General features: G+C 41.8%; 19 protein-coding genes. 12 read left to right on the top strand and 7 right to left on the bottom strand.

The features are described from left to right. The first annotated feature begins 187 nt into the window (after positions 1–187). Positions 188–370, top strand: a complete 183-nt coding sequence (locus HC179_RS17120) for a hypothetical protein (RefSeq protein ID WP_168865418.1) — start codon at positions 188–190, stop codon at positions 368–370. 54 nt (positions 371–424) lie between these two features. Here HC179_RS17120 and HC179_RS17115 read toward each other — a convergent pair whose 3' ends face one another. Further along, positions 425–988 carry a GNAT family N-acetyltransferase gene (locus tag HC179_RS17115; protein WP_168865417.1) on the bottom strand — a complete coding sequence of 188 codons (564 nt, stop codon included), beginning with the start codon at positions 986–988 and terminating at the stop codon, positions 425–427. 427 nt (positions 989–1415) lie between these two features. Here HC179_RS17115 and HC179_RS17110 point away from each other — a divergent pair, with 427 nt between their 5' ends. Together HC179_RS17110 and HC179_RS17105 are read left to right on the top strand one after the other, a co-directional pair. After that, the gene (locus tag HC179_RS17110) at positions 1416–2627 is read left to right on the top strand and encodes an MFS transporter (RefSeq protein WP_168865416.1); all 1212 of its coding nucleotides are present in this window, start codon (positions 1416–1418) and stop codon (positions 2625–2627) included. 338 nt (positions 2628–2965) lie between these two features. Next, positions 2966–3361, top strand: coding sequence for a VOC family protein (locus tag HC179_RS17105; RefSeq protein WP_168865415.1), 396 nt, complete (start codon positions 2966–2968; stop codon positions 3359–3361). Between the two features lie 336 nt (positions 3362–3697). Here the strand turns inward: HC179_RS17105 and HC179_RS17100 are convergent, their stop codons facing one another. Next, positions 3698–4267 (bottom strand): TetR/AcrR family transcriptional regulator, encoded by a 570-nt coding sequence (locus tag HC179_RS17100; RefSeq protein WP_168865414.1) that lies wholly within the window; start codon positions 4265–4267, stop codon positions 3698–3700. Between the two features lie 262 nt (positions 4268–4529). Here HC179_RS17100 and HC179_RS17095 point away from each other — a divergent pair, with 262 nt between their 5' ends. Then, positions 4530–6473, top strand: a complete 1944-nt coding sequence (locus HC179_RS17095; protein WP_240948579.1) for an efflux RND transporter permease subunit — start codon at positions 4530–4532, stop codon at positions 6471–6473. Continuing rightward, positions 6473–8278 carry a YhgE/Pip domain-containing protein gene (locus HC179_RS17090; protein WP_168865413.1) on the top strand — a complete coding sequence of 602 codons (1806 nt, stop codon included), beginning with the start codon at positions 6473–6475 and terminating at the stop codon, positions 8276–8278. The genes HC179_RS17095 and HC179_RS17090 overlap by 1 nt, the downstream gene beginning before the upstream one ends. 365 nt (positions 8279–8643) lie before the next feature. Here HC179_RS17090 and HC179_RS17085 read toward each other — a convergent pair whose 3' ends face one another. The 4 genes from HC179_RS17085 to HC179_RS17070 form a co-directional block, all read right to left on the bottom strand. Beyond that, complete coding sequence (locus tag HC179_RS17085) at positions 8644–9942, bottom strand: FtsW/RodA/SpoVE family cell cycle protein (protein WP_168865412.1); 1299 nt, start codon at positions 9940–9942, stop codon at positions 8644–8646. Continuing rightward, a complete protein-coding gene (locus HC179_RS17080; protein WP_168865411.1) occupies positions 9939–10376 on the bottom strand; it encodes a PadR family transcriptional regulator in 438 nt (145 codons plus the stop codon). Before HC179_RS17080 ends, HC179_RS17085 begins: the two co-directional genes overlap by 4 nt. 3 nt (positions 10377–10379) lie before the next feature. Continuing rightward, the gene (locus tag HC179_RS17075) at positions 10380–10928 is read right to left on the bottom strand and encodes a sigma-70 family RNA polymerase sigma factor (RefSeq protein WP_168865410.1); all 549 of its coding nucleotides are present in this window, start codon (positions 10926–10928) and stop codon (positions 10380–10382) included. Between the two features lie 326 nt (positions 10929–11254). Continuing rightward, on the bottom strand, positions 11255–11824 hold the full coding sequence (locus tag HC179_RS17070) for a biotin transporter BioY (RefSeq protein ID WP_205825372.1): 570 nt from the start codon (positions 11822–11824) through the stop codon (positions 11255–11257). A gap of 176 nt (positions 11825–12000) precedes the next feature. Here HC179_RS17070 and HC179_RS17065 point away from each other — a divergent pair, with 176 nt between their 5' ends. The 6 genes from HC179_RS17065 to HC179_RS17040 all read left to right on the top strand — a co-directional run bounded on the left by HC179_RS17065 (position 12001) and on the right by HC179_RS17040 (position 17138). Further along, positions 12001–12381, top strand: a complete 381-nt coding sequence (locus HC179_RS17065) for a VOC family protein (RefSeq protein ID WP_168865409.1) — start codon at positions 12001–12003, stop codon at positions 12379–12381. 239 nt (positions 12382–12620) lie between these two features. Then, a complete protein-coding gene (locus HC179_RS17060; protein WP_240948564.1) occupies positions 12621–13154 on the top strand; it encodes an RNA polymerase sigma factor in 534 nt (177 codons plus the stop codon). Continuing rightward, positions 13144–13971 (top strand): hypothetical protein, encoded by an 828-nt coding sequence (locus tag HC179_RS17055; protein WP_168865408.1) that lies wholly within the window; start codon positions 13144–13146, stop codon positions 13969–13971. The genes HC179_RS17060 and HC179_RS17055 overlap by 11 nt, the downstream gene beginning before the upstream one ends. A 133-nt stretch (positions 13972–14104) precedes the next feature. Further along, positions 14105–14740 (top strand): lysoplasmalogenase, encoded by a 636-nt coding sequence (locus tag HC179_RS17050; protein ID WP_168865407.1) that lies wholly within the window; start codon positions 14105–14107, stop codon positions 14738–14740. A gap of 190 nt (positions 14741–14930) precedes the next feature. After that, positions 14931–15368 (top strand): CBO0543 family protein, encoded by a 438-nt coding sequence (locus tag HC179_RS17045; RefSeq protein WP_346775155.1) that lies wholly within the window; start codon positions 14931–14933, stop codon positions 15366–15368. A gap of 207 nt (positions 15369–15575) precedes the next feature. Further along, positions 15576–17138, top strand: coding sequence for an ATP-binding protein (locus HC179_RS17040; protein WP_168865405.1), 1563 nt, complete (start codon positions 15576–15578; stop codon positions 17136–17138). A 29-nt stretch (positions 17139–17167) separates the two neighbouring features. Here the strand turns inward: HC179_RS17040 and HC179_RS17035 are convergent, their stop codons facing one another. Beyond that, positions 17168–17680, bottom strand: a complete 513-nt coding sequence (locus HC179_RS17035) for an acyl-CoA thioesterase (RefSeq protein ID WP_168865404.1) — start codon at positions 17678–17680, stop codon at positions 17168–17170. Between the two features lie 162 nt (positions 17681–17842). Here HC179_RS17035 and HC179_RS17030 point away from each other — a divergent pair, with 162 nt between their 5' ends. Then, entirely contained in the window at positions 17843–19297 is a 1455-nt protein-coding gene (locus tag HC179_RS17030; RefSeq protein WP_168865403.1) for a protein adenylyltransferase SelO, read from the top strand. Positions 19298–19329 lie beyond the last annotated feature (32 nt).

The raw sequence follows: 19329 nt of genomic DNA, 5'->3' as shown, positions 1-19329 counted from the left end.
TTGATATGGAAATAAATAGTTAAAGCCATCCTGGGACAAAATAAACCCTCCTGTTAATAACAAAGATAAGGATAGTTTAGATAAAAGAAGGGGAAAGTATACGGGCTGAGGGGACGGGCAAGATGACCAATTTGGGTTACGGTGCCTGTTCCTACGACATCATAATGAAACAGGAGGGATATTTACCATGGTGAAAAGAAACGGCAAAACAGACGCAGAACAAAAAAATAAAAAAGGCTTCGACGCTAGCCAAACAGACGCTGAATTCTCTAAGGAATTAGGCAGTGCTGCTGCTAACAAAGAGCATAAAGAGAAAGCCAAAAAAGAAAAAGCCTCTAAGAATCAAGGGGAATGGAATGGAATGAACTAAGGGTAGGGGTTTGTAGGCACGGCGACCCATTTGCCGTGCCTGTCCCTAAAGATTTTAATCAGCGTTCTTATAATATACCAAGTTGTCGGTCCACTCATCGTTTTCGAAAATAAAGCCTTTCCGTATACATTCAAATTTCATGCCGACACTTTCCGCTAATTTTACAGAAGGTGTATTATCCAAGTTAATGTGAGCTTCAATGCGATGGAAGTTCAACTGTTGAAAAGCGATGTCAAGTGCTGCTTTCACGGCTTCTTTTCCGTAACCTACTCTCCAATACTGATTATGAATGGTATATCCAATCCTCCCCCATTGGAAATCATCTCTGGCAAGAGTGGAAAAATCGATCATGCCGATGTGAGTCCCATCATTTTTTCTAAACACTCCAAATATATGAGCTTTGTCTGCCAGTGCCAACTCTTGATGTTTATCCACAAGCTTGTGAAACCATTCTAGTGTACAAATGCTCATATCCATTTTTCCTTCATCAAGCCGATGTTGGGAAGGTAGCCTGCTTTCATATTCGTGTAACCAGTTTTCATAGTCTACCTTCTTTAGTGGCCTTACTACTAATCTATCTGTCTCTGATAGAAAGTCGAATTTATCTTTTATAGTCAATGGAACATCTCCCTTAGCGTTTGCTATCTGTTTTATTGTCCAGATTTTTGATTTATTAGCCAACTTTTAATTTTATTATCCACTTTCTCATTATATTGTCCATTTGAGGTCACATAAATGCCATTCGACAAAATGTGATGGTGAAATTTGGAGTTTAATAGTTGCTGGTGGATATTCAATGATCCCATTAGGAGTGGCGTGCTCTGTATCCAACATCGCGAACGACTCTGCTGTTTTTGAGCGAAGTTTTGTTGGGTTTTGTCGCTTCTCTTGTATTTCGGGGGGACAAGAAAATTGAGGCCCCTACATCTAAAGTCGCACCTATCCCATCACCAAAGCCGTATCCAAACTTCCTTCCTTCGCTGAATGTTGCTAATTTCCTCTTCGATTATGATAAAAGTAACAAAGGTGGAGAGGGAGAACGGCAATGAAAAGTTTATATAAGGACACCAGGTTTAGATATATAATGTTAGCGAATTTGGCGTCATCGATTGGGAGTGGGATCACCATGATTGCGATTCCGTGGCTGTTGGTGACAAGTGATAATGGAAATGAAGTGTTTGGCTTTGTGGCAATTTGTATGACGGTCATCAACTTTATGCTTACACCATATTTGGGGTATTTAATTGATAAAATTTCTAGGAAGAGAATGATTGTAAGCAGCAAGGTGGTCAGTCTCATCGCTTTGAGTTTGTTTTCCGGTGTCGGCTTTGTGGGGCTGGATTACGATTTGTGGCATTACATCGTCATTTATATGATTGGCAGCCTGTATTACACGATTTTCTATCCAACGATGTTTGCACTAAATCAGGAGTTGTTTCATAAAAATCAGTTTAAGGTATTGAATGGCACGATGGAGGTTCAGGGGCAGCTGTCGAGCATGGTGGCCGGAGCGATTGCGAGTATTCTTCTATTAAAGTGGGACCTTCATTACATTTTGCTTTTGGATGTATGTACGTACGCAATTGCAATCTACTTTTTTGTGAGAATACCGTATGTTAGAACGCGAAAAGAAAAAGTAGTTTCAGTAAGCACCTCTGAAGCTATTAATTTTATGAAAAGAGAGCCGGTTTTGTTCCTGTTTCTGCTGGCCTCGTCCTTACCGTTCATTGGGGTCATGCTCACCAACTATTTGTTTCCTGTCTACTTGGCAGATGTGTTGAGAGTGGAAGGGGATATCTATGGTATCCAAGGGATGCTGTATGGGATGGGTGCCGTGTTGGCTGGGATTTTTGTTCCGATTGCCGCGCGGAGATTTGAGGATGAGAAGCTGGTTGCAGGGACGGTGGTACTTTTTACAGTAGCTATATCCGTTATGGTGTATCTACCTGTGGGCGGCTATCTGTTCATGATGCTGTTGATCGCCCTCGGTAACGGCGGTGCAAGGGTTGCTCGGAATGCCTTTATGATGGAGCGGATTCCCAATGAGATTATTGGCAGGGTCGATGGCTTGCTTAGAGCAGTGGGGCTGTTGTTGCGAATTGTGTTGTTGGGGTTGTTCACGGGGCTTGTTTCGATGGGGCAGATAATGTTGTGTTTTATGATTTTGACCGGAATTCTGGTGGCCGCTTCAGTATTTGTGGTCGTTTTTTCTAGGAAAGGTCTGCGAGTGGCTGGTCGGGAGGTCCTTAAAGTGTAATGGGAGCCAAAATGCATGGCTCCTTTTGGTTTGGTGGGGGTGGCGGGTAAGTTTATTGTCCAACTACTGGATTTATTGTCCAAACTCTTGAATTTATTTGCCGTTTTCTTATTTTATTAGCGACTTTAGGCAATATATTTGCCATTCGACAAAGTACGTCAAAAACCCCCCATATATTAAAGGACATTCCATACACTGGGTCTGCGTGCCTGTCCCCTCAACCCAAAGAGAATTCCTATTTCTTCCTAACTACTTATTGAACCCTTGTCTATCAATGATTTATGATAGAGAGGTAAGTTGGTACATATTTGTAAAATTAATCTAGTAGGAGGGGTACTATGGGAAGATTAATTCATTTCGAAATTCATGTGGATGACATGGAGCGTGCGAAGGGGTTTTATGGAGAGGTGTTCGGTTGGACGTTTCAAGATTGGAGCGAATATGCTGGAACTCCTTATTTTGGAGCGGTTACAGGGGACGAAGGAGCGCCAGGGATCAATGGTGCGTTGATGAAACGCAAAGGTGCTGCGCCTGAGGCCAATCAACCTCTAAATGGTTTTGCCTGCACAATGGGTGTGGAGGAGTACGATGTAACGGAAAAATTGATACTTGAGAACGGCGGTAAAGTGGCTTTGCCAAAGCATGCGTTGCCTGGAATGGCGTGGCAGGGTTACTACATGGACACAGAAGGCAATGTGTTTGGTATCCATCAGCCAGACCAGAATGCAAAATAGATAAAGTTAGAGACAAGACCTGAGTTGGGGTCTTGTTTTTTCTTTATGAGCTAGAAAGTCTTGAGAATCAGCCAGTTTGGTAGTTTAAGTGGGAGATTAAGGGACCAATGGATGACGAGCTAGCCCCAATTGAGGGGGATATGGTCCGTTGGGGTGACTTATTTTCCAAAAGCGGGTATTTATTTTCCGTTCAGGTGATTTTATTTTCCAAAGTTGCAGTTTATTTTCCGTTAGGCCCAATTTATTTTCCAAAACCACCGATTTATTTTCCGTTACACCTGTTTTATTTTCCAAAGCCCACAATTTACTTTCCCTCTTCCCAAAACCATCTCTGGGTCACCGAACCTGTCCCCTCAACCCACGGTTCAAAAACTCATTCAGCAACCCGGCCATCTCCTTAGGTGTCTTGTTCATCCCACTCTCCAACCAATTCTTTATCATATAAATACTCCCACTCACAAAGAATATACTTAGATATTCAAAGGTCTCCGCGTCGATTTGTTTACTAGGAATAAAATTCTTTAAAATGTATTCCTTCGCGATCATCATGCCTTTTTTCTGGAATTGCACTTCGGTGTTTTCGCTTAACAGAATACAACAAATATCACTTTTTGAAGCAATGTATTCAAAGATTTTCTCGGTCATTTGGTATGCCTCGTCTTCTTTTGAGAAATTATATTGGTTAAGCGTTTTGACCATGTCCTCGGTGAATTCGTCGTCAATGGAATCGAGGAGGTCGTATTGACTGGAATAGTGGGCATAGAAGGTGGAGCGGTTTATATCGGCTTTTGTACATATCTCTTTTATGGTAATGCTTGCAATGGATTTTTCCTTTAATAAATCTAACAAACTTTCCTTCAGCACCTTGCGTGTGTACTGCTTTCTTCTATCCATTTTTTCGCTCATCTTCATCACTACCTTTCTTAAAAAACAACACAATAAAACAATTTGTTGTCTATCTAACACTCAGAACCCAACTGTCTGTTGAATACCCAACACGGTGTCTAATATAATAATAAGATGAAAAGGGGTACGACACAAGAGAGGATGAACAACGATAAATATTGCATCACGTATTATAAAACATAAAAAGGCTGTTTTAATTGTGTTTGCGTTGGTGACCATCATCTCGACCGTGGCGCAGTTTTTTGTCTCGGTCAATTATAATATGGTAGATTATCTGCCGGATGATGCCCAATCGACAAAGGCCATGGAGATCATGGAAAAAGAATTTACAGGCTCTGTGCCGGATACGAGGGTCATGATATCCGATGTGACGATACAGGAGGCCGTTTCGTATAAAGAAAAATTAGAAGCTATCGATGGAGTGGCCGAAGTGATCTGGCTTGATGATGTGGTCGACTTGAAAACGCCACTTGAAATAGCGGATCAGGAGATGGTGGAAAGTTACTACAAGGACGGAAATGCCTTATTTTCTATCAGCGTCCGCAGTGGGGATGAGGTGGCGATCACAGATGCCATCTATGAATTAATTGGGGAAAATGGCGCGATTGCGGGGGAAGCTATTAATACCGCAACCTCACAAAAAATGGCCGGAAACGAATCCATGTATGCGGCCATGCTGCTTGTGCCTATCATTATTTTCATTCTGGTCATCTCCACAACATCTTGGGTGGAGCCGATATTCTTCCTTACAGCAATTGGGGTATCTGTCTTGATAAACCTAGGAACCAACATTTTTATTGGAGAGGTTTCCTTTGTGACGCAGTCTGTGGCGCCAATTTTACAGCTTGCCGTATCGCTTGATTATGCAGTGTTCCTCCTACACAGCTTTTCAGAATATCGTAAAAAAACCAACAATCCTGAAGAGGCCATGGAGCTTGCGATGAAAAAATCGTTTCCGGCCATTACGGCAAGTGCAGCGACAACATTTTTCGGATTTATCGCTCTGACGTTTATGGATTTTGAGATTGGTTCTGACCTTGGGTTGAATCTGGTAAAAGGAATCGTGCTGAGTTTTATCAGTGTAATGGTATTCCTCCCAGCATTAACGCTGTTCTTTTATAAATGGATGGATAAGACGCAACATAAGAGCTTCATTCCAAGCTTTGAGGGAATTGGGAACTTCGTGGTGAAGTTAAGGGTTCCTAGTTTACTTATTGTGCTTGCATTATTGGTGCCTGCGTTCCTCGCACAGACCAATACTTCTTTTACATATGGATTTGGTGAACTGCCAGACCATACAAGAGCAGGAGCGGACTATAAGAAAATCAATGAATCGTTTGGTGAGATCACACCTATTGTCCTCTTGGTACCAAAAGGTGAGGTGGCAAAAGAGGAGGAGCTTGTGGCAGAACTTGAAGCAATGGATTATGTCACAAGTGTGGTGTCCTACGTGAATATGGTCGATCCGGTAATTCCACCAGAGTACTTGGACGAAGAAGTTCGGAATGAATTTTACTCGGAAAATTATAGCCGGATCGTTATCAACACCAACCAGGCGACAGAAGGGGACATTCCGTTTGCGATTGTGGAAAATGTGGATAAAGCCGCATCGGCATATTACGGGGATTCCGCGCTCAGCCTTGGGGAGAGTGTGACCCTAAATGATATCAAAAAAACGGTAACTAAAGATAATATCTTGGTCAATGTACTGACGGTCGTGACGATTGCCATCGTGTTATTGATAGGTTTCCGGTCGATTTCCATACCGGTTGTATTGTTACTGGCCATTCAGTCGTCTGTGTGGATAAACTTATCCATTCCGTATTTCTCACAAACATCGCTGGTGTTCGTGGGATACCTCATCATCAGTACAGTGCAGCTAGCGGCAACGGTGGATTATGGAATCTTATTTACAGAAGCCTACACGCACCATCGCAAGGAAATGTCTGCGAGGAAGGCCATCATTAAAACGTTGGATGAGAAGACCTTCTCGATTTCCATCTCAGCAGCCATCCTTTCAAGTGTCGGGTTTATTTTATGGATTACGTCTTCTAACCCGATTGTCGGCTCGATTGGTCTGTTACTAGGAAGAGGGGCGTTGCTGGCGTTTATCATGGTGTTGTTCTTCCTGCCGGCGATGCTGCTTGTGTGTGATAGGTTCATCAAGAAAACTACCTATAAATCCAATTTTAAAGAGGAGAAGTGATGATGAGAAAGAAAAAAGTACTTTATGTTACACTTGCCGGAATGCTTTTCTTGCCTTCATTTCTTGGGAATGCGAGTGAGGTTTACGCTAAGGATCAACGGAATGTCCGGACTAAGGAAGAAGTGGTCTATGCCACACTGAAAGCAAACGGAGACCTTGGCCCAATCTATGTCGTGAATACCCTTGAGGTTGCGAAAGCTGGGGAAATACTCGATTTTGGTGAGTATAAAACAGTGAAAAACCTGACGGACATGACGAAGCTTGAGAAAGAAGGCGAGCGAGTTGTGGCCGATGTGGAACAGGAAGGGAAGTTCTACTACCAAGGGGACTTGGAAGAAGGAACGGAACTGCCTTGGGATGTGACGGTTACGTATCTTTTGGATGGACGCGAAGTGGAACCTGAAGAGCTTGCAGGGGAAAGCGGTCATGTAGAAGTACAAGTCGAGACAGCGGCTAACAACAACGTTCCATCAGTCTTTTATGAAAATTATTTGCTGCAAATCTCCCTGACACTGCCGAATACGTATAAGAATATCGAAGCATCCTCTGGTGGCATGCAGGCGAATGTCGGGAAAAATAAACAAATCACGTTTACGGTGATGCCTGGAAAAGAAGAGCAGCTTCGTGTGGAAGCGGATGTGGAAAACTTTGAATTTAACGGTGTCGAGATTGCCGCAGTCCCTTCCAGCCTTCCGATTGATACAACCGGAACGGAAGGGATGACCGATGATATGGCGGAGCTGTCTGATGCCATTGGGCAATTGAATGATGGCGTTGGCCAGCTGGAGGACGGGGTTTCTGAGTTGAACAACGGGGCCGCAAAACTTCGTGATGGCTCTGCACAATATAAAAATGGCATTAATCAGCTGAGTGGATCGTCTTCTGAACTTGTCGGCGCATCGAGTTCAATAAAAGAAGCGTTAGGAACAATCAACCAGGAACTATCCGCTGGTGCGGCCGACGTTGATCTGAGCAGTTTGACCGAATTGCCGGCTGGATTGCGTGAGCTTGCAAAAGGCTTGAATGATACGGCGGATGGTCTTGTTAAGTTACAGGAGAACTACGCGGGGGCATACGCCTCACTAGATGGTGCAATTACAGAAATTCCTGCAGGAGACCTATCCGAAGAAGAGATTGCCGGGTTATATGAGAGCGGTGCAGACCCTGCCGTTGTGGATAAGTTGGCAGCCAATTATGCAGCTGCTCAAAAGGTAAAAGGGACTTATGCACAGGTGCGGGAAGCATTTGCGGCGGTGGAGCCATCCTTGAGGCAAGTCGATGGAGCAGTAAGAGGGATAAGTGGCACGTTGACGACGATTGCGGATGAGCTATCGGCTTCACTAGAGGAAACAGATTTGAGCGGGTTGGCAGAGCTGACAAAAGGCATGGAAACATTAGCAGCCAACTATAGTCAGTTCCACTCCGGGCTAGTAAATTATACAAATGGTGTTGGCGAGCTATCCACATCCTATTCACAACTTCACACAGGCTTGATTGGTTTGACGGATGGTACGAGTGAACTTTCATCAGGAGTGAATGAGTTATCTGAGGGAACAGAGGAATTGTATTCTGAAACCAAAGATTTGCCTGCGAAAATGCAAGCCGAGGTCGATAAGATGATTCAGGAATACGATAAGTCGGATTTCAAACCAGTATCATTTGTTTCTGAAGAGAATGAGAAAGTAACTTCCGTTCAGTTTGTCATCAAAACAGAGGCAATCAAGATGGAAGAGAAGAAAATGAAGGAAGCGGAGCCTGAGAAGAAGAAGGGATTCTGGACTTTGTTGAAAGAGTTGTTTATGTAAAGGCTCTGTAAAACACCGCTGTTGATTTACGCACTAGGGTCCGCTTTCCTAGGGGCGTTTGGGGAGCTTCCTCGGCTTGCGAGGAGGCCACTGAAAAATCTTTGATTTTATAAATTGGTTAAACACCGCTTTTGATTTCCGCAAATGGCTTCGCTTTCCTAGGGGGAACTGCTGGAGCCTCCTCGGCTACGCCTGCGGGGTCTCCACCTAGCGCTAGCTCCCTCAGGAGTCTTCGCCTTTTGCTCCAATCACCAGCTAGGTTGCTGCATAAATCAACCATATGCTTTAACACTTTAACAGAGTCAAATAATAAAAGGGAGGTTACTACTATTACTCACAGTAGAAACCGCCCTTTCATTTCAGAACTAAATCTTACTTGGTTCGACGATATCTTTCCGTCTGTAAACACTTAAAATAATCCCTAAAATCGCGGAATAAAAAATCAGTGTGGTTCCGCCATAACTGATAAACGGTAAAGATACCCCTATTATTGGTGCTAAGCCTAACCCCATAAGAATGTTCCATATGGCTGGAACCGCAATTAAGGTAACTCCGCCTACTACTAAAATCCTTCCATAAGTATCCTTCGTCTTGCTTGCATTTCGTGAAATTTTCCATATAAAAACAATCAGTAAAATACAAAGAGCTATTCCAAATGCCCAGCCGAGTGAATAAACAAGATAAGGGAAAGCGAAATCTGTATGGGCGTCCGGAAGGGTTTGGATGGCACTATTCCCATTTAGACCAATTCCGAACCAGCCTGCGTCAGCAAGGAGTCCCTTGATTAAGATGTACATATAACCCGGTCCATTAAAATATTCTTCAGGGGAAAGAAAAGAAAAAAATCTTTCACTTAAAAGGCTACCACGAGAGGTAATTAAAATCAGCACAATAAAAAGTAGGCACGTGGTCAATTCTGCTGTAATCATGATGATCTCACCCATTTTCCGTATATGGGAAAAAATAAACATCATTAATACACATAAAAAATAAAAAATACTGTAAGGAAAGGAAGGAAGCATCATGAAAAGAATGAAAGGTATCCAGAAAAGTCCAAACATCATTACTTGTCTCCAGCCGTTAAACATGTCAGGTTTAGTGAAAATACCAGACCATGCAAGGAAAAACAAAAGCATAGAAATGGTAGCCGCATCCACCGTAAATCCGCCAATTGAGATCCATCTCTTGACTCCTCCTACTGAAAGGCCGAATACAGGTAGGTATAGAAGCACAAGCACGCCACTACTATAAAAAATCCACCACCAATTTCTCAGTTTTCTATAATCAAAGAATAGAAAAGCAATCAGGACGATTGTTCCGAGGCTGTACCAAATTGCCTGCTGTTTCAAAAATAATGAGCCAGGTGCATTCCCGATTAAGGGGAGAAAGCTGATCGCACCTATAATAAAAAATAGAATAATGAGCATCCAGTCCATTCTAGGTTTATGAAGCTTATTTAATTTTTCGCCAATTGAATAAGGATTTCCCATTTCTTGAACGGCTTTTTCCTCTGCTTTTTCTTTGGAATCCTCACGATTCTGGAATGACTGGCTTAGTTCTAAAAGGTGATGGTGGAGCTCTTTTCTAATCATGCTGTGAGCTTCTTTGGATTTTACTTTTGAAATTACTTTTGTTAAAAATTCATCAAAGATGGGCGAACTCATAAGGAGGCCTCCTCTAATATCTCTTTTAATAGAAACGGTTGTTTGGCATATCCTTTTTTAGAGGCGGCTGCCAAGTACTTCCGGCCTTTTGCAGTTAGTGCATAATACTTCTTATCCTCTCTCCACATAGAAGTAAGTACTTCTTTTTTCTCTAACAAATGTAAAAGTGTATATAGCTGTCCTTCATTGTGTAAAAAGCTGTGTTCTTCTTTTTGGAAAAGTTGTGTGGATATCTCAAAGCCATGTTTGGACTCCATTTGTAGAGATTTCAAAATGGAAAGGACGGTTTCTTCCTTAAATGATTGAAGCGTAGAGGATGATTGCTTGGACTGTATCGCTTCGTTCACTCTAGCTTTTCTTTCTTCCGTAAAAGAGAGATCCTTGAAAACATTCTTTTTCATAGACTTTTTGAAATTCAGAAATGGATCATTCATTCTTTAAACCTCCTCTATCAAGTGTTCTTTTAATATCTCTTTTGCGCGTTTAAGTCTTGTTTTTATCGTATTAACATTAACCGAGGTAATCTTGCTAATTTCAGCCAAAGGAAGTTCCTCATAGTAATGAAGGACCACCACTTCACGATATTTTACAGGCAATCCCATTACTGCATTGGTCAGGCTTTCTTCTTCGTTTTTGGATATAACCTCTACTTCCACATCCTTTGATTTGGAAGGTATATAGTCCAATAGTTTTTCATTGAGAATTAGCTTTCGATAATGCCAACTCCTTAAATAGTCTTTACAATGATTGCTAGCAATTCGGTATAGCCATGTTTTTATTGAAGCTTGATAATTGAATTGGTCTAGCTTCTCATAGCATTTAATAAAAATCTCTTGCGTTAAATCCTCTGCTATCGTCCGGTTCTTAACATATGTAAAAACAAGATGGAGAACCGCGTCTCCGTTCTCATTCATTAGCTCGTTGATAAGTTGTTCCTTATCTATCACATTTTCCTTAGAAACAACTACATGTTCTAGCTCGTTCATGTAGACAACCCTCCTTTCTCCATTTTAGACGATGCATTCACTGATTGGGTTTGGAAAAAAAATAAATAGTTTTTATAGCAAATAAAAGAGCCAATCCCACTTTAAGGATTGGCTCTTCTTCGCTTTACAGCACTCTATCAATAATCTTCTCAAACTCATCACTCACAGATCTTCTGTCATACAAGATCTGCTCATTTTTAAACGTCACGCTGCCTCTGTTCTTATCCAAATTCAACTTATCCACAACCATGGTGGCTTTCACACTTAGGTAAATCATTGAGAGAGGTGTTGGCGCACCTCTCTTTTTTTTATTATACACCAGAGTATTATGCAGCTACATCCTCTTTTACCTGTAAAAGGTTAGCTTGCTTCAGACGTCTTCTTACTGTAATCCCAATCCAACTTGCCAAGAATGCTTTAATCAATCCCACCACAATAAAAGGATAAACCCCGAACTTCAACGCATTTGCCCATGTCATATCCATCACCAATTTTAACTGAATAGTTCCCATCACAAGCGTAATAATCATCCCCACAGTGTTGGCGAGCATTGCCCATTTTAATGTAAAAGATGTTTTTTCTAATATGTAGCCAGTGAAAAATGCAGCTAGGATAAAGCCGAATATGTAACCTCCTGTAGGACCAACAAGTACTCCAGCCCCGCCTTTCATTTCTGCAAACACCGGTAAGCCGACTGCTCCAAGCAAAACGTAGCACACCATGGACATAGCCCCGTATCTACTTCCAAGGATGGTTGCTGCAAGTCCTACCGCAAGTGTTTGCCCGCTGATTGGCACGAGCGGTAAAGGGATTTCCATTTGTGCGAGTACCGCTGTAATCGCGGCGAACATAGAGCATAGTATTAGCCATCTTAATCTTTCGTTTTTTGCTGTCAATTGAGGTTCCTCCTATTATGTAAACTTTTAATAAATATAAGTTTACATAAAATGCGGATTAATTGGAAGGATTTTTTTGGATATGATGGTATGGATTAAGTGAGGCTATTTAGAGGGTTTTTATAGATGAACCTAGAACTTGTTACTATATCAATCTAGCTGGAGGGAAACAAACAATGATCAATAAGCTCGGTCAAGTCATGCTCTATGTAGATAATCAAGATGAAGCGTTGAGGTTTTGGACAGAGACAGTAGGGTTCCACGTCATTTCTGAAGAGGACAATGGAGAGGGAATGAGATGGATTGAGATAGCACCGTCAAAAAGTTCGGAAACAAGTATCATCCTACACAACAAGGAATTCGTTGCGAAAATGTCACCGGAACTTAACCTTGGTACGCCTTCTTTATTGTTTTTTACTGAAAATCTTGAAAGGTTATATGATGATTTATCCAGCAAAAGTGTGACAGTGGGGGAAATGGTAAATATGCCTTCTGGTAAAGTGTTCAATTTTGCCGACTTTGAAGGCAATTATTTTGCGGTAATGGAGAAGAAGTAGAATAGATGGTCTTAAGACCTTGGAGGAATTATCCTCTGAGGTTTTTTTTATTGATAACGGGAAAATGGAAAAATGGTAGGGGATCTACCTTATTATGTAAGCGCACCTTTCATTTCCTAGTGTAAACTAGAAGAGCGGGAGAACCGCTTTTTTCTTTTGAAAAACTGTAACCAATGAACAATCCTCACGTCCTTAAAGTAAGCAAATTTGCGATAGCTATAGAGAGATAGGTGAAATAAATGGAGGGAGAATGGTCAATTCGCAAGCTGGATGATTGGTATGAGCGTTATAGTGATGAGGTTTTTCGATATGTTCTGATGATGACCGGTGATCCAGAGATGGCGAAGGACTTGACGCATGATACGTATATTAAGGCTTATCAAGCAATAGATCGTTTTAAAGGAGAAACAAGTGAAAGGAATTGGCTGTACAGGATTGCCCGGAATGCGACAATCGATGAATTTCGGAAGCGGAAGCCTTTTCGGTTTGTGGCGGATTCCTTTGCCGCTACTGCGATGCTTTCGACAACAGAATATCTACCAGAGCAGATAACGCAGCGAGGGGAATATGAGGCGTATCTGTATCGTGCCTTGCAACAGTTGAAAAGGTCTTATCGGGAGGTCATTATTTTACGAAAAATAAAGGAGTTGACGGTGCGGGAAACCGCAGAGATCCTGGGTTGGAGTGAAGGCAAGGTGAAGACCACCTTGCACAGAGCGTTGGAAGCCTTGAAGAAACAAATGCTGAAGGAGGGCTATAACCATGACGCATGAAAAAGAGGAGAGTCGCTTGGAGCATACATTAAAAGGATATCAAGCGATCAGGATGGATGAGGAAGGAAAGAAGGAAATTCATGAACGAGTAATGGAGTCGGTTAGGCAACCGGAGAAAAGACAACAATGGAGATGGGATATGAGGCCAGTCGTTTCATTTATGTTGGCTGGGTTGTTGTTGGTGATTGGTGGGTACTTTCTTGCGACAGAGTTGATTTTTTCAAATGATACGGAAAAGAGTTTGACTGTGGAGGATGAGAATGACACTGAAGCTGTGGCTGGAGGGGTAACCCCGTATACCAATTTAGAAAAAGCGGCATCTGCTAAGCTTAGAACAGAGGTTCATATACCGTTTCATGCTGATGTTCCTTTACGGACTGCTTTTATCATAGATGACGGGTATTTTCTTGATGATGAGCGGTTTGTAGGCGATCCGGTAGTGGCAACTTTTGTGTATAGTACTCTTGAAGCGGGTGATGAGGAAGAGAAGTCAGAGGAACTTGCTAAGTTATTGCGGGGTACGGATCTAATTTATGGGGAGTTTCTTGTGAATGATAAACACATGGTGGGGCTGAACATATTAAATGGAGAAACTACTCATATTGATAGGATTAATTACAACCTTATTGGTGAAGAGAAGAGTATCGCTGGTAAAACGGTTTACTATAATTATTTGAAACATTCTATTCCAGATACGTTCAGAATAAGTTTCCGAGTGAACGAAGATGTGTATGCATTCTATTTTAATGCGGAAAGAGTGTCGGAGAGTTATGCGTATGCTTTTGTGGAGAAGTCGTTGAAGCAGATAGGAGAATGAGGGGTGGGAGGGTTCATTCGCATTAGCGGGAGAATCCTCTTTTATTGTTGTAATGTTTAGAAAAAAGACTATCACGAGTGTTGGTTGTGGATTAAAATGTAGAGTAAATAAAAGTGTGAAGGAGGTTATTGAAATGTTGTTATCCCTCTCATTTCTCACGATGCTTCTTGGTGTTTTTTATCTGTTTGCGGTAGAGAAACATCATAAATTATGGACGTATATGTTAAAGCCAGGGACCATGGTGATAATTATTTTTATAGCAATATTGCGGTTGGGCGATATATCTTTTACATATGGCTGGTGGATCCTAGCAGGATTATTATTTTCTATAATAGGTGATATTCTTCTGATGCTTCCAAAGGATCGTTTCGTATATGGATTAGGTTCTTTTTTGGCCGGTCATGTATGCTATGTTGTGGCTTTTTGGTATTTTCCTGGGGGTGATGCGGTAAATGTCTGGATTTCTGGAGCACTATTTCTTGTCGCAATTCTCTACCTTTTGAAACTTTCGAAAGGGGTTGTGAATTCGGGAGGCATTGTTCTTTTTCTAGCAGTCACAACGTATGTAGCGATCATCACGTCTATGGTATTAGCAGCATTCTATAGTCAACAGCCTCTAATCATTGCAGGCGCCATCTTGTTTTTCTTTTCCGATGCCATTCTTGCTTGGGATAGGTTTGTCGGTAAGCTGACCTATAGAAATTATCTTGTGATGATTCCTTATTATTTGGCACAATATCTATTTGCGATTTCTTTGCATTGGATTTAAATTTTTTTTATGTAGATGTACCTTAGCATCAATGAAAAATTAGCTTGGATATTATCTTTCTTCATGGGAAACGTAAAAGTATTAAAATTATCATTCTTGATGAAAGGGTGTCCCAATGGAGAGAAGGTTGGTAAATCTTTTAAATTTACTGTGTATGATTTCTTTACCATTTGTATTTAGAGGTTCAAAAATGAGAGAAAATTTACTGGTTTTTTTCCTAAAGGGAGTTATTTCGATTCTACTGGATTCTTATGTAGTGGGAACGAAAAAAATTGCTTATCCAGTAAGGCCTTTTCCCAAAATTTTTAGTACTAACATTATTTATGATTTATTGTTCTTTCCAATATTAAGTGTTATCTGGGTCAGAATATCCTACCATGATAAATGGAGTAGCTTGCTCCTAAAAAGTTTAATTTTTAGTGTTCCAATGAGTTTATGTCAATGGTGGCTAGAAAAAAACTCAAGATTATTTGAGTGGAAAAAATGGTCTGTTTTTCATACATTTGGAAGTGTTAATTTCACCTTGTTTTTGGTGAGAGGTATTATAGGCTTCTTGAAAAGACTAGATGTGATGAATCAAGAGAGTATAACCAATTCAATCAATCATTGCTCCACCCAAGGTAATTAAACTTTGGGTTTTTTATGCTTTTCATAATCAATAACTACATAGGAAAGATATTTCAAGCGTTATTTTAGACTGTTCAGGACAATATCTAGTCATCCTGTACCTTTTTATACTCCAATTTGTGGAAATGAAAAGTCAAAAACACTTTAATATGGTAAAGTTATTATTAGAATAGTAGAAAAATATAAGAGGAATGTTGAGGGGCATACTATGCTGAATGAACTTTTACATAAAAATCCTTTTGAACATGATGATACGGTAGAGAAGATATTATCTCGTTTGGTGGTAGAGTTGCAAGAGATGCTCTCAGAAGATGCAATTGTAACGACGATGATCTTTGATGATGTGACGCAAACATTGAATCCAGGACCGGGTTATGATGGGTTTCCGGAATGTTATGTGGAGAAGGCCAAAAATCTTCCGCTTGGCGTGGGCGGATGCGGGATAGCGGCGAACGAGAAGCGTATTGTCGTTTGCGAAGATATGCATACGGATCCGGTTTGGGAGCCTTTCTTGGAACTTACTAACTTGTCTAGAGTACGTGCTGTCTGGTCTATCCCTATTTATTATCGAGAGAAAATATATGGAACGTTTGCTATCTATCATCGTTATCCATATACTCCTACCGAAATGGATATACGTCTGTCCATTTTGATGAGTAAGCATGCGGTGACCGCCTTTACTTTTTTACGAAAACAGGAATTTGAAAATATGTATCAGCTCATTTCAGAACATGCGAAGGACATCATTACGCTAGCTTCACCTGACGGGACGGTTCAATATATCAATCCTGCCGTGACTGATATTCTTGGTTACAGTCAAAAGGATATCATTGGAGTGGATTTTGCCCAGTTCATACCATCAGAGGATCTAGAAACCGTACAAAGTTTTAATGGAGAAATTAACCGTGCTCAAACATCTTTAAGTAAAGAGTTTCGTGTTTTAGCAAAGGATGGCAGAGCGGTTTGGCTTGAAACTGTGTCAAAGCCAGTCTTGGATGAAAACGGAAAACTTAAGCAAATAATTAGTACTACAAGGGATATTTCTGAACGCAGGGAATCAGAAGTCGCGCTTGTCAATTCAGAGAAACTAACGGCAGTGGGGCAGTTGGCTGCAGGGGTTGCTCATGAAATACGAAATCCGCTGACTTCCTTAAAAGGATTCTTGCAGTTAATTAACATACAAAACGGAGTAAATCCTCAATACTATGAAATTATGGCAAGTGAGTTGGAACGGATTGAACTGATTTCTAATGAAATGCTAGTGCTTGCCAAACCACAAGCAAAATTCTTGGAAAGTGTGGACATGGTTAAGGTTTTGAAGAATGTCGTATTTTTGCTGGACTCACAGGCATTGTTCCTCAATATAGGAATCAAGCTGGAAGTAGCGGAATCACTGATGCATGACTGTGTGGAAAGCGAAATGAAACAAGTGTTCATCAACCTCTTGAAAAATGCCTTTGAAGCGATGCCGCGTGGTGGAGAGGTAACCATCCGTCTAAAGGAAACAGCTGAATCGGTTTATGTAGAATTTGAAGATCAAGGTGTCGGCATCTCTCCTGAAAAGATTAAGGAGTTGGGTAAACCGTTTTTTACAACAAAAGAAAAAGGAACCGGCTTAGGCCTGCTTGTTACAAATAAAATCATTAAAAATCATAATGGCTCGCTTGATTATAAGAGTGAATTGAATAAAGGAACGGTTGCAAGGATTACACTGGAAAAGCTAAACGCTGGCACAGCGGAAGTGAAGTTTACTGCAAATGTGATGGAATAGAGGAGAGTGCTGGGATAGTGAGCACTCTCTTAATTTTTTCCAGAAAATCCACTTGCAAGCTTGGAAGCAAGCGCTTTGGATTGGGCTCTCCTGTTTCGACGCGCTTTTGCACGTTCTTCCCCTGTTTTGTTTAAATAAATCTCTTCTTCTGTTTCAGGTTTGATGGAAGGTACAGAAGCGGGTTTTCCGTTATCGTCTAGTGCTACAAATGTTAAAAAGGCTGTCGCTGCAATGTTTTTAGTGCCTTTTGTTAAATTCTCCGCTGTCACTTTCACGAAAACTTCCATAGAAGAATTCCCTGTCCAAGTTACAAATGATTCAAAAATAACAGCATCAGTTGGCCGGATTGGGGACAGGAAATCCACTGAGTCCATGGAGGCTGTTACACATTCACATCGGCACATACGGGCAGCTGAAATGGAAGCAAGCATGTCTACATCAGACAATAGCTTTCCTCCAAAAAGAGTATTGTGATTGTTGATGTCGTTTGGAAACACACGGCTTGTTCGGATGACGCGGGTATCTTTGCAAGTTTTGCTCATGGAGAATCTCCTTGTCTGTTACTTGTTTGGGGTTTATTTTAGCATTATTTTCCTGATATGAGAAATTTGAACTCTCTATAGGCAAGGCTGATTTTATTAAATTTGGCGGTACAAAGGGTATAATAAATGTATTGACTAGACAGATGAGAGGAAGGGGATTAGATGACCATTACTAACAATATAGAATGGAAATTTGATAATAGCTATGAATCATTACCTGAATTGTTTTTTTCAAAAATAGAGCCGAATCCTGTGGATGCACCGAAGTTGGTTGTCCTAAACGAGACGGTTGCTAGTAAGCTTGGACTGAGAGCGGAAGCATTGCAAGAGGGTGTCGGTTTATCGGTGCTTGCAGGTAACACCGTTCCAGAAGGTGGTTCTGGTATAGCTCAAGCGTATGCGGGTCATCAGTTCGGCAATTTTACGATGCTTGGGGATGGCCGTGCCTTGTTGGTCGGGGAGCAGATTACTCCTTCAGGCGAGCGTTTTGATATTCAGTTGAAGGGTTCGGGGCGGACTCCATATTCCCGGGGCGGTGATGGACGTGCAACTTTGGGACCCATGCTGCGTGAGTATATCATAAGTGAAGCAATGCATGGCTTGGGTATCCCGACAACACGAAGCTTGGCTGTGGTTACTACCGGGGAAGAGGTCTTGCGGGAAGGTTTGTTACCTGGAGCAGTCATGACCAGAGTTGCGTCGAGTCATCTTCGTTTTGGAACATTTCAGTTTGTTGCTCAATGGGGTGACTTGGAAAAATTGCATGCTTTAGCAGACTATGCAATGAAACGTCACTATCCTGAGTTGGACGCAGGTGACTATCTTGGCTTTTTTAGAAAAGTAATGGAACGACAGGCAGAGCTGATTGCAAAATGGCAGCTGGTTGGTTTCATCCACGGTGTGATGAACACGGATAACATGACAATTAGCGGAGAAACCATCGACTATGGACCATGTGCGTTTATGGATATGTATGACCCGGCGACCGTGTTCAGTTCCATTGATGTGCAGGGGCGTTATTCGTATGAAAACCAGCCGCGAATAGGGGGCTGGAATTTGGCAAGGTTTGCGGAAGCGTTGTTACCGTTGTTTGATGAGGATCAAAAGCGTGCAGTTGAGTTGGCGCAAGAGGAGCTATATAAGTTCTCGGACCTTTATAAGGGGTATTGGCTTGCAGGAATGCGTGCGAAACTTGGGTTGTTTGGTGAGGAATCTGAGGATGAGGCATTGGTAGAAGGGCTGCTTGATGTGATGAAGGAAAGCAAGGCAGATTTTACGAATACGTTTCGTGAGTTGACATTGGGTGAGATGGATTTGGTAGAGAGGCCAGCTTTTAGTGAGTGGCATTCGTTGTGGCAGGAACGAGTGGGAAGGCAGTCTGCGAGTGCGGAGGCGGTTCGTGAGTTGATGCAGAAGAGTAATCCGTCCGTTATTGCGCGTAATCATCGTGTCGAGGCAGCATTGTTGGCTGCGGTGGAGCATGGGAATTACGGTGTGATGGAGAATTTGGTGAGGGTCTTGCGTGATCCGTATGCGTATTCGGAGGAACAGGAAGATTATTGTGTGGCGCCGGGTGCGAGTGTGACGGCTGGGTACCGGACGTATTGTGGGACTTAGTGTGATTTTCGTTTTGGCACGAACTAAGGGGA

This window comes from Bacillus sp. RO1 (genome assembly GCF_012524115.1).
In the GTDB taxonomy this organism is placed as follows: Bacteria; Bacillota; Bacilli; order Bacillales; family Bacillaceae_I; genus Sutcliffiella_A.
This window is presented reverse-complemented; position numbering and strand designations above follow the sequence as displayed.

What these genes read in the sequence shown, in the direction of transcription:
- HC179_RS17040 (WP_168865405.1), top strand. Translation starts at nt 15,576, where the DNA reads ATGCTGAATGAACTTTTACATAAAAATCCTTTTGAACATGATGATACG.
- HC179_RS17030 (WP_168865403.1), top strand. Translation starts at nt 17,843, where the DNA reads ATGACCATTACTAACAATATAGAATGGAAATTTGATAATAGCTATGAA.
- HC179_RS17050 (WP_168865407.1), top strand. Translation starts at nt 14,105, where the DNA reads ATGTTGTTATCCCTCTCATTTCTCACGATGCTTCTTGGTGTTTTTTAT.
- HC179_RS17035 (WP_168865404.1), bottom strand. Translation starts at nt 17,680, where the DNA reads ATGAGCAAAACTTGCAAAGATACCCGCGTCATCCGAACAAGCCGTGTG.
- HC179_RS17075 (WP_168865410.1), bottom strand. Translation starts at nt 10,928, where the DNA reads ATGAACGAGCTAGAACATGTAGTTGTTTCTAAGGAAAATGTGATAGAT.
- HC179_RS17120 (WP_168865418.1), top strand. Translation starts at nt 188, where the DNA reads ATGGTGAAAAGAAACGGCAAAACAGACGCAGAACAAAAAAATAAAAAA.
- HC179_RS17080 (WP_168865411.1), bottom strand. Translation starts at nt 10,376, where the DNA reads ATGAATGATCCATTTCTGAATTTCAAAAAGTCTATGAAAAAGAATGTT.
- HC179_RS17090 (WP_168865413.1), top strand. Translation starts at nt 6,473, where the DNA reads ATGATGAGAAAGAAAAAAGTACTTTATGTTACACTTGCCGGAATGCTT.
- HC179_RS17095 (WP_240948579.1), top strand. Translation starts at nt 4,530, where the DNA reads ATGGTAGATTATCTGCCGGATGATGCCCAATCGACAAAGGCCATGGAG.
- HC179_RS17065 (WP_168865409.1), top strand. Translation starts at nt 12,001, where the DNA reads ATGATCAATAAGCTCGGTCAAGTCATGCTCTATGTAGATAATCAAGAT.
- HC179_RS17060 (WP_240948564.1), top strand. Translation starts at nt 12,621, where the DNA reads ATGGAGGGAGAATGGTCAATTCGCAAGCTGGATGATTGGTATGAGCGT.
- HC179_RS17045 (WP_346775155.1), top strand. Translation starts at nt 14,931, where the DNA reads ATGAGAGAAAATTTACTGGTTTTTTTCCTAAAGGGAGTTATTTCGATT.
- HC179_RS17055 (WP_168865408.1), top strand. Translation starts at nt 13,144, where the DNA reads ATGACGCATGAAAAAGAGGAGAGTCGCTTGGAGCATACATTAAAAGGA.
- HC179_RS17100 (WP_168865414.1), bottom strand. Translation starts at nt 4,267, where the DNA reads ATGAGCGAAAAAATGGATAGAAGAAAGCAGTACACACGCAAGGTGCTG.
- HC179_RS17110 (WP_168865416.1), top strand. Translation starts at nt 1,416, where the DNA reads ATGAAAAGTTTATATAAGGACACCAGGTTTAGATATATAATGTTAGCG.
- HC179_RS17105 (WP_168865415.1), top strand. Translation starts at nt 2,966, where the DNA reads ATGGGAAGATTAATTCATTTCGAAATTCATGTGGATGACATGGAGCGT.
- HC179_RS17085 (WP_168865412.1), bottom strand. Translation starts at nt 9,942, where the DNA reads ATGAGTTCGCCCATCTTTGATGAATTTTTAACAAAAGTAATTTCAAAA.